The organism is Allochromatium tepidum (assembly GCF_018409545.1).
GTDB lineage: Bacteria > Pseudomonadota > Gammaproteobacteria > Chromatiales > Chromatiaceae > Thermochromatium > Thermochromatium tepidum_A.
This window is the reverse complement of record NZ_AP024563.1, coordinates 483,330-496,608: the sequence shown is the minus strand read 5'-3', so window position 1 is coordinate 496,608 and position 13,279 is coordinate 483,330. Positions and strand designations below refer to the sequence as shown.

Annotated in this window: 13 protein-coding genes; 8 read left to right on the top strand and 5 right to left on the bottom strand. The window is 65.7% G+C overall.

Annotation, left to right across the window (positions count from 1 at the left end; genetic code table 11):
- Positions 1–29: 29 nt before the first annotated feature.
- The 5 genes from sufB to cmoA all read right to left on the bottom strand — a co-directional run bounded on the left by sufB (position 30) and on the right by cmoA (position 4,232).
- Positions 30–1,475: a Fe-S cluster assembly protein SufB gene (gene sufB, locus Atep_RS02345; RefSeq protein ID WP_213380078.1), complete on the bottom strand. Its 1,446-nt coding sequence runs from the start codon at positions 1,473–1,475 to the stop codon at positions 30–32.
- A gap of 122 nt (positions 1,476–1,597) precedes the next feature.
- Positions 1,598–1,927, bottom strand: coding sequence for a DUF190 domain-containing protein (locus Atep_RS02340; RefSeq protein ID WP_213380076.1), 330 nt, complete (start codon positions 1,925–1,927; stop codon positions 1,598–1,600).
- A gap of 55 nt (positions 1,928–1,982) precedes the next feature.
- Entirely contained in the window at positions 1,983–2,366 is a 384-nt protein-coding gene (crcB, locus tag Atep_RS02335; RefSeq protein WP_213380075.1) for a fluoride efflux transporter CrcB, read from the bottom strand.
- 160 nt (positions 2,367–2,526) lie between these two features.
- Positions 2,527–3,504 carry a tRNA 5-methoxyuridine(34)/uridine 5-oxyacetic acid(34) synthase CmoB gene (cmoB, locus tag Atep_RS02330; protein ID WP_213380074.1) on the bottom strand — a complete coding sequence of 326 codons (978 nt, stop codon included), beginning with the start codon at positions 3,502–3,504 and terminating at the stop codon, positions 2,527–2,529.
- Positions 3,495–4,232, bottom strand: coding sequence for a carboxy-S-adenosyl-L-methionine synthase CmoA (cmoA, locus tag Atep_RS02325; RefSeq protein ID WP_213380073.1), 738 nt, complete (start codon positions 4,230–4,232; stop codon positions 3,495–3,497). Before cmoA ends, cmoB begins: the two co-directional genes overlap by 10 nt.
- 123 nt (positions 4,233–4,355) lie before the next feature.
- On the opposite strand from cmoA, the gene ppk1 reads away from it, so the two are divergent.
- The 8 genes from ppk1 to Atep_RS02285 all read left to right on the top strand — a co-directional run bounded on the left by ppk1 (position 4,356) and on the right by Atep_RS02285 (position 13,269).
- Complete coding sequence (gene ppk1 / locus Atep_RS02320; RefSeq protein ID WP_213380072.1) at positions 4,356–6,578, top strand: polyphosphate kinase 1; 2,223 nt, start codon at positions 4,356–4,358, stop codon at positions 6,576–6,578.
- 12 nt (positions 6,579–6,590) lie between these two features.
- Positions 6,591–7,193: a thermonuclease family protein gene (locus Atep_RS02315; protein ID WP_213380070.1), complete on the top strand. Its 603-nt coding sequence runs from the start codon at positions 6,591–6,593 to the stop codon at positions 7,191–7,193.
- 128 nt (positions 7,194–7,321) lie between these two features.
- Complete coding sequence (locus tag Atep_RS02310; protein WP_213380068.1) at positions 7,322–7,693, top strand: TusE/DsrC/DsvC family sulfur relay protein; 372 nt, start codon at positions 7,322–7,324, stop codon at positions 7,691–7,693.
- A gap of 76 nt (positions 7,694–7,769) precedes the next feature.
- Complete coding sequence (locus tag Atep_RS02305; protein ID WP_213380066.1) at positions 7,770–7,970, top strand: hypothetical protein; 201 nt, start codon at positions 7,770–7,772, stop codon at positions 7,968–7,970.
- 10 nt (positions 7,971–7,980) lie between these two features.
- Positions 7,981–10,710, top strand: coding sequence for an ATP-binding protein (locus Atep_RS02300; protein WP_213380064.1), 2,730 nt, complete (start codon positions 7,981–7,983; stop codon positions 10,708–10,710).
- A gap of 11 nt (positions 10,711–10,721) precedes the next feature.
- Complete coding sequence (locus Atep_RS02295) at positions 10,722–11,096, top strand: response regulator transcription factor (protein ID WP_213380062.1); 375 nt, start codon at positions 10,722–10,724, stop codon at positions 11,094–11,096.
- A gap of 33 nt (positions 11,097–11,129) precedes the next feature.
- Positions 11,130–12,587: a DUF294 nucleotidyltransferase-like domain-containing protein gene (locus tag Atep_RS02290; protein ID WP_213380060.1), complete on the top strand. Its 1,458-nt coding sequence runs from the start codon at positions 11,130–11,132 to the stop codon at positions 12,585–12,587.
- Positions 12,588–12,663: 76 nt separating this feature from the next.
- Positions 12,664–13,269, top strand: a complete 606-nt coding sequence (locus Atep_RS02285; RefSeq protein WP_213380058.1) for a hypothetical protein — start codon at positions 12,664–12,666, stop codon at positions 13,267–13,269.
- Positions 13,270–13,279: the final 10 nt, after the last annotated feature.

Here is a 13,279-nt window from a genome sequence, read left to right as displayed (position 1 = left end):
GAATTTGGGTTTGGAACCGAGACGCGCGATCAGCCGACCGCACCTTCCAGGCTGATACTCAGAAGCTTCTGAGCCTCGACCGCGAACTCCATCGGCAGCTCGTTGAAGACTTCCTTGCAGAAGCCGTTGACGATCATCGACACCGCGTCTTCCTCGGTCAGACCGCGCGAGCGACAGTAGAAGAGCTGATCGTCGCTGATCTTGGAGGTGGTCGCCTCGTGCTCCATCTTGGCCGAGGGGTTCTTGACCTCGATATAGGGCACGGTGTTGGCGGCGCAACGGTCGCCGATCAGGAGCGAGTCGCACTGGGTATGGTTGCGCGCTCCCTCGGCGCGCTGACCGATGCGCACCAGTCCGCGATAGGTCTGGCTCCCCTCGCCCGCCGAGATGCCCTTGGAGACGATGGTGGAGCTGGTGTTCCGGCCGATGTGGATCATCTTGGTGCCGGTGTCGGCCTGCTGGCGGCCCTTGGTCACGGCGACCGAGTAGAACTCGCCGATCGAGCCGTCGCCGCGCAGGATGCAGCTCGGATACTTCCAGGTGATGGCCGAGCCGGTCTCGACCTGAGTCCAGGAGATCTTGGAGCGCGCGCCGCGACAGTCGCCGCGCTTGGTGACGAAGTTGTAGATGCCGCCGACGCCCTGGGCATCGCCCGGATACCAGTTCTGCACCGTCGAGTATTTGATCTCGGCGTCTTCCATCGCGATCAGCTCGACCACGGCGGCGTGGAGCTGGTTCTCGTCGCGCTGGGGCGCGGTGCAGCCTTCCAGATAGCTGACATAGCTGCCGGCCTCGGCCACGATCAGGGTGCGCTCGAACTGGCCGGTGTTGCGGGCGTTGATGCGGAAGTAGGTCGAAAGCTCCATCGGGCAGCGCACGCCCTTGGGCACATAGACGAAGGTGCCGTCGCTGAACACGGCGGCGTTGAGACAGGCGTAGAAGTTGTCGGTATAGGGCACGACCGTGCCGAGATACTGTTTGACCAGCTCGGGATACTCGTGCAGCGCCTCGGAGATGGAGCAGAAGATGACCCCGGCCTCCGCGAGCGTAGCGCGGAAGGTCGTGGCCACCGAGACGCTGTCGAAAACGGCGTCGACCGCGATCCCGGCCAGCGCCTTCTGCTCCTCGATCGGGATGCCGAGCTTGTTGTAGGTTTCGAGCAGCGCCGGGTCGATCTCGTCGAGGCTCTTGGGCATGTCCTCGGGGCGCTTGGGGGCCGAATAGTAGGAGATCGACTGGAAATCGATCTTGGGATAGTCGACGGCCGCCCATTCGGGTTCGCGCATGGTCAGCCAGTGCCGGTACGCCTTGAGGCGCTGCTCGGTCATGAACTCAGGCTCGCCCTTGCGTTTGGAGATGGCCCGCACGACCTCCTCGTCCAACCCCGGCGGCAGGGTATCGGACTCGATCTCGGTCGTGAAGCCGTGCTCGTATTCCGACTTGACGATGTCTTCGACGGCTGGGGCTTCGGTCATGGTCCTGGCTCCGCGTTCTTGAGTGATTTTCTTGGTTTTCGATATGCGACCGCTAGGATTTGGAATCAACACCCCTGAACGGCTCGATGAGCGCTGGATTATATTTGACTTTTTCGCTTTGCCTAAGACCGGCGGCGCGGGCCGGTCACGCCGGCCTCGACCGGCAGCTTGATATAGAAGAGATCCAGCCCCTCCTGGCCGAGGTGATCGAGAAAGCGGTTGGCTTCGTCCTCGCTGACCACGAAACCGACCTCGACCGGCAGGTCGCCCGAGAGTTCGAAGAAGCGCTCCTCGTGCAGCCGGCCGTGGCGGCCGAAACCGGCCAGGGCGCGGAAGGCCGAGCCGCCCTGGAATCCGAACGACTTGGCTTCTTCCAGCAGCCATTCGTAGATCAGCTTGTGATGATGGCGGCGACTTTCGGCGACGTAGAATTTCAGGAAGCAGCTCGACATGGTTCGAGGTCTCCAGGGGTTGAGATCGAAGTGATGGCGTCCGTGGCGTCGCTGTTCAAGCGCGCGCCAGCAGCAGATGCACGAGCCAGATGCCCAGGGCCGTCATGGTCAGGGAGCCGATCAGATGTGTCCCGATTGCGGTCAGGCCCCAGAGCAACTCGCCTTTGGACAAGAGGGTGACGACTTCGGCGGAGAAGGTCGAGAAGGTGGTCAGTCCGCCGAGAAAGCCGGTGATGACGAGCAGGCGGATTTCGGGCGGCAGGCCGGGGTGACGTCCGGTCCAGGCGATGGCCAGACCGATCAGCAGTCCGCCGAGCAGATTGGCGGCCAGTGTGCCCAGCGGCAGGCTCGGGATGATGGCGTTGAGCCGCAGCCCGAGGAACCAGCGCAGCAGCGCGCCGAGACCGGCGCCGGTGAAGACGGCTAGGACAGCGTTCATCTATGGATTCTCGGTTTGTGCCAGGGTCGGGGTGACGGCGGGCGGGAGTGTCGACCGCATGGATGCGGTCGTCAAGCCTCCAGGGATGGATTCACGGCGTCCCCCGCCCGCCGTCACCCGACCCTGCTCGACTCACCGCTGGAGTGGCGTTCATGCGCGCTCAGGCTCGGCCGATGAGGATCGCCCGCACCGGGGCCGGATGGCCCTCGATGGTGCGGCTCGGGTCTGCCGGATCGAGATGATCCGGCAGGGACTGAAAGCGCATCCAGTCGGTCGGGCGCTGTTCTTCGATCCTGGTGCGGCTGACGTCGACGACTTCGATGTCCTTGAACCCGACACGTCCCATCCAGACGGCGAGCGCCTCGACGCTCGGGATGAACCAGACGTTGCGCATACCGGCATAGCGGTCGGGCGGAACCAGTACCCGTTGCGCCTCGTCCTCCAGCACCAGGGTCTCCAGGACGAGCTGGCCGCCCGGTCGCAGCAGGGCGCGCAGTTCGGCCAGATGATCGATCGGCGAGCGGCGATGATAGAGCACGCCCATCGAAAAGACGGTGTCGAAGCCGGTCAGTCCCGGCGGCAGATCCTCGATGCCGAGCGGAAGCACGGCCAGTTCGTCGCGCGCCAGATAGCGGTTGATGGCGAGGAACTGGCACAGGAACACCTGGGTCGGGTCGATGCCCATGACCAGCCGCGCGCCCGCGCCCAGCATCCGCCAGGCGTGATAGCCGTTGCCGCAACCGACATCCAGCACCAGCCGTCCGGCCGGCGGGTCGATGGCGTCGGCGAGCCGGTCCCATTTCCAGTCCGAGCGCCATTCGGTGTCGAGGTGCAGATCATGCAGACGGAACGGCCCCTTGCGCCAGGGATGCAGTGCCATCAGGGCCGCACGCAGACGGGCGGCGATCTCGGGCGGGAGCGGCCGGTCCGAATGGAGGCCGACGCCGGACCGATCGAGTACGGCTCGCGCAGGCGGCAACTCGGGCAGCGCGGCCAGTGCCGCTTCCCAGCGCGCCAGATCGCCATGCGCACGCGGTCCAAGGCGCTCGCGCACGGCATCCGACAACGGCTCGACCCAGGGCGCGAGCCTGGTCTGAGTCAGATGCTCCAGAAAGGGGCGAAAGGCCGTCAGATCCATACCAGCCAGGCCACGAAGTTGAGGCTCTGGAACCAGCGCACCGAACCGGCGAAACCGGCCTCGGCGAGCCGTCGCTCGTGCTCTTCGAGGCTTTCCGGGATCAACACCTGCTCCAGTGCGGTTCGCTTGCGAGCGATGGCCAGTTCGCTGTAGCCGTTGGCGCGCTTGAAGTCCTCGTGCAGGGTAGTCAGCCAATCGCCGGCGCGCCCTTTGGGGCCGGCGAACTTCTCGGCCAGGATCAGTACGCCACCGGGAACCAGTCCGGCGCGGATGCGTTGCAGCAGTCCGAGCCGCTCCTCGATCGGGACGAATTGGAGCGTCAGATTGAGGACGACGAGGCTCGCCCCTTCGATGGCGATCGACCGGATGTCGGCGCACAGCGTCTCGACCCGCGTCACATCGGTTTCGGCCTCGGCCGCCAGACGCGCCTGCAAGCCCTCGATCATCGCCGGCGCATTGTCGACCGCGACCACCGAGACATCCGGCCCGGTCTGGCGCAGGATCGAGCGCGTCACCGCGCCCAGCGAACAGCCCAGGTCATAACAACGTGTCCCCGGCCCGGCCACACGCCGCGCGATCAGCCCGCTGAGACCGACCAACTCGGCATAGCCCGGCACCGAGCGGCGCACCATGTCCGGGAAGACGCGCGCCACATCGGCATCGAACTCGAAGGGACGGACCGGGCCGGCGGCGCGGTCGAACAGGTCATCGATCACAGTGTCTTTCATCGGCGAGATTGTATAACGAACGGGCCGAGCTGTTCGGCTCTCGCCCTATGCACTCGGTAACAGAACATCGACAGGCGTTGGGTTAGAATCCAAGCATCCACGCCGACGAGGATCGAGATCGCCATGAGCACGAGCCAAGCCCTGACCGAAGACGCGACCTACAGCGAGTCGACCGCCGAGGAGATCCCGCTCCCGCCGCCTGAAATCGATCTCGACGATCCCAGCCTCTACCTGAGTCGCGAACTGACCTGGCTCGCCTTCAACCGCCGCGTGCTCCACGAGGCCGAGGATCCGCGCACCCCGCTCCTGGAGCGCGTCAAGTTCCTCGCCATCGTCAGCAGCAATCTCGACGAGTTCTTCATGAAGCGCATCGGCGGTCTCAAGCAGCAGATCGCCGCCGGCGTCCATACCCCCGGACTCGACGGACGCACCCCGGCCCAGCAGCTCAAGGAGTGTCAGGCTGCCGTGCGCACCTTCCAGTCCGACCTGCGCCGCGTCCATGTCGAACTCATGGCCGAACTCGACGCCTACGACATCCGCATCTGCCTGTACAAGGATCTCCCCGACGACGCCCGCGCGCGTCTGCGCGAACACTTCCGCGCCAACATCTTCCCCATGCTCACGCCCCTGGCGATGGACCCGGCGCACCCCTTCCCCTTCATCTCCAACCTCGCGCTCAACCTGCTCGTCACCCTGCGCTACCCCGGCGGCACCGAGGTCTACATGGCGCGCCTAAAGGTGCCTGTGCACAAGGACGTCTCCAAGCGCCTGGTCTCGGTCGACGGCACCCATACCTATGTCACGCTCGAAGACCTGATCGTCAACAATCTCGACATGCTGTTTCCGGGTATGGAGTTCGTCTCCTGCGCCCTGTTCCGCGTCACCCGCAACGCCATCGTCGAGCCGGACATGGAAGCGGCCAACGATCTGCTGGAGATGATCGAGAGTGAACTGCGCGAGCGCCATTTCGCGCCCATCGTGCGGCTGGAGGTCGATCCCGGCATGGAAGCCACCCATCGCGGCATGCTCGCCGCCGAGCTGGGTCTGAACGAAGCCGAGGACGTGATCGAGGTCGAGGGCATGTTCGCCCTGCGCGATCTGTTCGAGATCGCCGGCATCGAGATCCCCGAACTGCACGACAAGCCCCATCGACCGGTCGACCATCCGCTGCTGGCCAAGGATCGGCGCAACATCTTCCACATCATCCGCGAGAGCGGCCCGATCCTGCTCCAGCATCCCTATCAGCCGTTCAGCACCTCGGTCGAGCGTTTTCTGCGCACGGCGGCCGAAGATCCCAAGGTGCTGGCGATCAAGATGACGCTCTACCGCACCTCGGCCGGGGCCATCCTCGATTCGCTGATCCAGGCCGCGCGCAACGGCAAGCAGGTCGCGGTGCTGGTCGAGCTCAAGGCGCGCTTCGACGAAGCGGCCAACATCCAGTGGGCGCGGCGGCTGGAGGCCGAGGGCATCCACGTCAACTATGGCGTCATGGGTCTCAAGACCCACAGCAAGCTGATCTTCGTCGTCCGGCGCGACTACTCGCAACTGCGCCGCTACTACCACATCGGCACCGGCAACTATCATCCCGGCACCGCCAAGCTCTACACCGACCTCGGGATGCTCGGCTGCGACGAGGAGATCGGGCAGGATCTGACCGAGCTCTTCAACTATCTCACCGGCTATTCGCCGCCGCCGAGCTATCGCAAGATCCTGGCCGCGCCCTATAACCTCAAGCGCGCCATCCTCGACAAGATCAACCGCGAGATCGACCACCACAATCGCGACGGCGGCGGTTGCATCCAGATGAAGATGAACGCGCTCGAAGACCCCGACATCACCCGCGCCCTCTACAAGGCGAGCCGCGCCGGGGTGCAGGTCGATCTGATCGTGCGCGACACCTGCCGCTTCCGCCCCGGCATTCCCGGACTGAGCGAACGGGCGCGCGTGGTCTCGATCGTCGGGCGCTTCCTGGAGCACGCGCGCATCCTCTATTTCCGCAACGGCGGTGACGAGGAGTATTACATCGGCTCGGCGGACATGATGCGGCGCAATCTCGAAAGCCGGGTCGAGGTCCATGCACCGGTCGAGAATCCCGAGCTGCGTCAGGAGCTGCGTCTGATCCTGGACGTGCAGTTCGCCGACAGCCGCTCGGCCTGGGACATGGACGCCAATGGTCATTACACCCAGCGCACGCCCGAGGACGACAGCAAGAAGGGCGCCCAGGAGACCCTGATCAGCGTGGCCGAGAAGCGTCTGGCCGCCGCCGCCAAGCACAAGGAGAAGAAGGTGCGCTCCAGGCTGCTGAGCCATTTCCAATGGCGCCTGCGCGAGAAGGGACAGGCTTGAGACCGGATTCACATGCGACCGCAAACCTTCCTCAAGCACTATCTAAGCTCGAAACTCAGAAACCCTGGACGGCTCTCGGCGCGTTCGGTCGGCGGGATCGCCCTGGCCGTGCTCGCGCTCTGGGGAGTCGAGCGCTGGGGCGGCGATCTGATCCCGAACGCCTGGAAGCTGGGTCTGAGCGGCAAGGACTGCCGCGTCGAGAAGATCAGCGACGGCGACACCATGAATCTGCGCTGCGGCACCCAGTTGGTGAAGGTGCGCCTCTATTGCATCGACGCGCCCGAGATGGCCCAGAAGCCCTGGGGCACGCGCTCGCGCGAACATCTCCAGTCGATCACGACACCGACGGTCAAACTGCTCAAGATCGACCAGGACCAATACGGGCGCACGGTCGGCGAGGTCTACACCACGGACGCCGAGCCGCGTCTGCTCAATCTGGAGCAGGTCGCCGCCGGTCAGGCCGCCGTCTACGAGCAGTTCTGCGACAACCCGCGCTACCCCAGTGCCGAACGCGAGGCGCGCGCCGCCAAGCGCGGCATCTGGAGCCGTCGCGGTGAGCATCAGAAACCCTGGGACTACAGACGCCGCACCCGAGGAATAGCCGGTTCACCTTGAACTCATCGGTGAAAGGCTCGACACTCCAGGATGACGACCGGATGACGTCATGGACGCGATCTGCGTCCATTCCCGGCCTCCGGGCCGGCCCGACAGTACGAGAGACACCACATCCTCGGAGGACGAACATGGCGACCAAGACCCAGACAATGAGCGAGATCCTGAATCCGGGCGCGATCAGCGCCGTCGACCCGGATTTTCCACAGGCCCCAATCGATTGGAACCGATCGATCGCCGAAGAGGCGGCCCGGCACGACGGAATCGAACTGACCGCGGATCACTGGCGCACGCTCCAGGCCCTGCAGGACTATTTCGCGCGCCACGCACGCCCCAATGTCCGCGAACTCCATGACGCACTCGACGAGGCCTTCCACGCCCAAGGCGGTCTCAAGTATCTCTATGGCCTCTTTCCGGGCGGCCCGGTCGCCCAGGGCTGCCGCTTCGCCGGTCTGACAGCCCCCTCGGGCGCGCTCGACAAGTCGTTCGGCAGTGTCCAATAATCCCTGAAACCACCGCGAGCGCCGGCCCGGTTCCCCCGCCGGCGCGCCGCGACCGAGCCGACCGCGAGTCCACGGGATGCCACGCTCGACCCTCTTCCGGCAGCGTCTGCTGACCCTGTTCCTCATCGCCCTGCTGCTGCTGTTCTCGCCGCTCGCCCTGCTGCCCGAGTCCTGGGAGCGCCGGCTCGGTCTCCCGCCGCTGTTCCTCTATCTCTATGGCGTCTGGGCCGGCGTGATCGCGCTGGCGGCCTGGATCGCGATCCGCGGCCGCGATTGAGTCGGACCGCATGATCCCGGGCGCGCTCATCATCGCGGTCTCCTTCACCTATCTCGGACTGCTGTTCGCCATCGCCCACTGGGCCGACCGCCGGGCCGATCATGGCCGCTCGGTCATCGCCCGTCCGACCATCTATGCCCTGTCGCTCGCCGTCTACTGCACGGCCTGGACCTTCTACGGCAGCGTCGGTCGGGCGGCGGAGAACGGGATCGGGTTCCTGCCGATCTATCTGGGACCGACCCTGATCGCCCTGCTCTGGGGATCGCTGCTGCTCAAGATGGTGCGCGTCGGCAAGGCCGAACGCATCACCTCGATCGCCGATTTCATCGCCTCGCGCTACGGCAAGAGTCAGCTCCTGGGCGGACTGGTGACGATCATCGCCGTGGTCGGCGTCGTGCCCTATATCGCGCTCCAGCTCAAGGCGATCGCCTGGAGCTTCGAGATCCTGCGTCATTACCCGGAAGTGCGGATGCCCGGACCGACCGCCCTGCCCCTCTGGCACGACTCGGCCTTCATCATCGCCCTGCTGCTGGCGGCCTTCACCATCCTCTTCGGCACCCGCCAACTGGACGTCAGCGAGCGTCACGAAGGGCTGGTCGCGGCCATCGCCTTCGAGTCGATCGTCAAGCTGGTCGCCTTCCTGGCGCTCGGGCTCTTCGTCACCTGGGGCCTGCTCGGCCTGGATGGTCCCGAACTGACGGGTGCGAGCCAAGATCCACGGCTCCTGCCGTTGCTGTCACCCAGTCTCTCACCGGTGCAGGACTGGTTCGCCATCAGTTTTCTGGCGGCGCTGGCGGTGATGCTGCTGCCGCGTCAGTTCCAGGTCGCGGTGGTCGAGAACAGCGACGAGCGTCAAATCCGGCGCGCCATCTGGCTGTTTCCGCTCTATCTGTTCCTGATCAATCTGTTCGTGATCCCGATCGCGCTCGCCGGTCTCCTGACCTTTCCGGGCGGCTCGGTCGACGCCGACACCTTCATGCTCACCCTGCCGATCGCCTTCGAGCGTCCCTGGCTGGCGCTGCTGGTCTTCATCGGCGGGCTGTCGGCGGCGACCGGCATGGTGATCGTCGAGACCATCGCGCTCTCGACCATGGTCAGCAACGATCTGGTGCTGCCGGTGCTGATGCGGTTCTGGCGGCACCGTCAGCCGCCCGCCGAGCTGGGACGCCTGCTGCTGGCCGTGCGGCGTGCGGCCATCGTGCTGGTACTGATCCTGGGCTATCTCTATTACCGGCTGGCCGGCGAGGCCTATGCGCTCATCAGCATCGGACTCATCAGCTTTGTGGCCGTGGCTCAATTCGCACCGGCGGTCATCGGCGGGCTCTACTGGCGCGGCGGCACCCGCGACGGCGCTCTGGCCGGACTGATCGCCGGTTTCCTGGTCTGGACCTACACCCTGCTGCTGCCCTCCTTCGCCAAATCCGGCTGGCTGCCGCCGGCCTTCATGGAGTCCGGACCCGGCGGACTCGATGCTCTGGCGCCGCTCGCACTCTTCGGGCTCACGGGCTGGAACGAGATCACGCATGGGCTGTTCTGGAGCCTGACGGCCAATGTCGGCGCCTTTCTGCTGGTGTCCTCGTGGCGCGCGCCGAACGCGATCGAGGCGGCACAGGCGCGCCTGTTCGTCGATGCGCTGCGCTATCCACGCCGCGCCGGCGCGGCCCTGTGGCGCGGACGGGCCGACATCCGCGAACTCATGGCGCTGGCCGAGCGTTTCCTCGGGGTCGCACGCACCCGCGACGCCTTCGCCCAATATGCCCACTCGCGCGGCGCCGACTCACCCGCCACGCTGCCGGCGGATGCCGAGACCGTGGGCTTCGCCGAAACCCTGCTCTCGGGCGCGATCGGAAGCGCCTCGGCACGCCTGATGGTGGCCTCGGTCACTCAGGAGGAGCCGCTGGGACTCGACGAGGTGCTCGACATCCTCGACGAGGCCTCGCAGGTACGCGCCTACAGCTATCAACTGGAGCAGAAGTCGCGCGCACTGGAGGCGGCCACGGACGAGCTGCGCGCGGCCAACGAACGGCTCCAGGAACTCGACCGGCTCAAGGACGACTTCATGTCCTCGGTCACGCATGAACTGCGCACCCCGCTGGCCTCCATCCGCGCCTTCTCCGAGATCCTCCACGACGACCCCAGGATCGATCTCGCCCAGCGCCGACGCTTCCTCGGCATCCTGGTCAGCGAGACCGAGCGTCTGTCGCGGCTGGTCAATCAGGTGCTGGATCTGGCCAAGATCGAATCCGGACACGCCGACTGGCGCAACGAGTGCGTGAGTCTCCAGGAGGTCATAGATCAGGCCGTGGCCGTGACCGGCCAACTGGTCAAGGACCGCGAGATCCGGGTCCGGCTCGACCTGCCGTCGGAACCGGCGCTGGTCTGGGCCGACCGCGACCGGCTGGTGCAGGTGCTGGAGAATCTGATCGCCAACGCCGTCAAGTTCGCCCCGCCCCAGACCGGATGTCTGGACATCGGGCTGGCGCGGGTCGGAACGGACTGGCATGTGAATGTCGCCGACAATGGCCCAGGCATCCCGGAAGAGGCGCTGGAACTCATCTTCGAGAAGTTTCGTCAGAGCCTGATCGGTGACGCCAAACCGTCCGGAACCGGGCTGGGACTGCCGATCAGCCGTCAGATCATCGAAAATCTCGGCGGGCGCATCTGGGCCGAAAACCGGCCCCAAAAAGGTGCTAACCTCTGCTTCGAGCTGCCCGCTCACACCCCAGACACCCAGGATTGAAGGGATAGACCATGAGCAAGCGCATCCTGATCGTCGACGACGAGCCCAATATCGTCATCTCATTGGAATTCCTGATGATGCGCGAGGGCCATGAAGTGCGGGTCGCCCGCGATGGCGAGGCGGGTCTGGCCGCCGTCCGCGAACATCGACCGGATCTGGTGGTGCTGGACGTGATGATGCCCAAGCTCGACGGCTTCTCGGTGCTGGCGTCGATCCGTGCCGATCCCGATCTCGCCCACACCCGTGTGCTGATGCTGACGGCCAAGGGACGCGAGGCCGAGCGCGAGAAGGGATTGGCCCTGGGCGCCGACGCCTATATGCCCAAGCCCTTCTCGACCCGCGAGCTGGTCGACAGGGTCAAGGAACTGCTCGCCGCGTTGGATTGAGCGCCGGGCCACACCAGGACGAGGGGATCGGACATGCCTGAGATCGAGATCGAAACCGTATCCAGCGACAACGGCACCGAACAGGCGCCGCTGCGTTCCCTGTCGCGTCGCGAGCCGCTGGTGGTCCCGCCCGAGACCCGGCTGCGCGAGGTGCTCTACCGCTTCAGTCAGGACGAAGAGGACGCGGCGGTGATCGCCGACGCCGCCAGCGAACTACCGCTCGGACTGGTGACACTGCGCGACATCCTGCACGTCGTCAGCTTCGAGAACGCCGAACTCGACGACCCGGTCGCCAATCACATGGTCGGCGCACCATTGACGCTCGCCGCCGATGCCCCCACGCACCGCGCCAAGGTCATGATGGCCAAGCGCGGCGCGCGCCATCTGATCCTGACCGAGCCGGACGGGCGCCTGTTCGGTCTGGTGACTCAGGCCGATCTGCTGGGACTCAAGGCGGGCGGGGCCGAATCCCTGATCGCCGGTATCGGCGGCGCACGCGACCTGCACGCCATGACCCTGGCGGTCGACCGTGTCAGACGCCGTGGAGCCGAGCTGTTCCGTGCCGGCATGGGGGTGGAGTCGCTCTGTCAGTGGATGTCCGGACTCAACGACCTCATCACCATGCGCATCATCGAACTCATCGAGGACGAGTTCGACCTGCCGGCCGTGCCCTGGTGCTGGATCGTCTTCGGCTCCGAGGGCCGACTGGAGCAGACCTTCGTCACCGATCAGGACAACGGGCTGCTGTTCGTCCCGCCCGACGCCGAGAGCACGCCGGCACTGCGCGAGCGCTTCCTGCCCTTCGCGCACGCCGTCAACGAGGCCCTGCACCATTGCGGCTTCGAGCGCTGTCGGGGCGGGATCATGGCCGGCAACCCGGATTGGTGTCTGAGCGCCGACGAATGGCGTCGACGCTTCAGCGACTGGTTGCAGGTTCCCGACCCCGAGGCGGTGCTGCACGGCGCCATCTTCTTCGACTTCCGTCCGCTCTACGGCAACAGCGAGCCGGTCGACCAGTTGCGCGCCTGGCTCATCCGCGCCGCGCCCGAACAGACGCGCTTCTTCCATGCACTCGCCGCCCAGAGCCTGGAGGTCGGTCCGCCCCTGGGCTGGGCCGGTCAGTTCAGCTTCGACCGCCATCGCGACTACCCGCACACCATCGACCTCAAGCTCCAGGGCGCGCGCTTCTTCATGGACGCCGCCCGGCTCTGGGCCTTGAAGGAGGGGGTGTGGGCGACCAATACCGCCGAGCGTCTGCGCGCCGTCGGGCATCTGCGCCGGCGCCGGCCCGAGGACATCGCCGCCGAGATCGAGTCCTTCCATCTGATCCAGCGTTTCCGCATCGAGCAGCAGCTCCAGACCCAGGATCCGGACGCCGTCAACCGGGTCGATCCGGACGATCTCAACGAGCTGCATCGTCTGATGCTCAAGGAGGCCTTCAAGCAGGCACGCCGGATTCAGGGGCGGCTGCGGCAGGAGTTCGATCTCTAGCCACCGTTCGATGACAACTGATCCATCTCAGCCCCTCTGCCCTCGCGGGAGAGGGGGTTGGGGAGAGGGGAACACGATGATCCGACGCAACCCACTGCTAGCGCTCGCCGCCGGTCTCTGTCTGGCCGGCTCCATCCGGGCCGACGAGGTCAGCGATCAGATCGCGGCCGCCCGCAAAGCCTACGAGTCCGGTGAGCTGAGAAACGCCATCGAGACGCTCAACTTCGCGGTGGCCAAGATCCAGGAACAGATGACGGCCAATCTGGTCAAGCTCCTGCCCGAACCGCTCCCCGGCTGGACGGCCGATGCGCCCGAATCGCAGGCCGGCGGCATGGCGGCCATGATCACGGGCACCACCCTGACCCGGCGCTATCGGCGTGAGGACGGTGCCGAGATCACGCTCAGCCTGATGGCCGACTCGCCGCTGATGCCCATGCTGACGATGGCCATGTCCATGCCCTTCGTGATGCAGAACAATCCGGCCATGAAAACCTATTCGTTCAAGGGCTATCGCGGCATGCTGGAGCACGCCGCCGACAGCGCCGACTACGAGGTCACGCTCATGGTCGGTAATCGGTTGGTGATCCAGGGCAAGGGCAGCCGGCTGGCCGACAGCAAGCCGATCGAGGCCTATTTCGAGAAGCTGGATCTGGAGGCCATCCAAACGGCTCTCACACACTGAGTCATGAGGC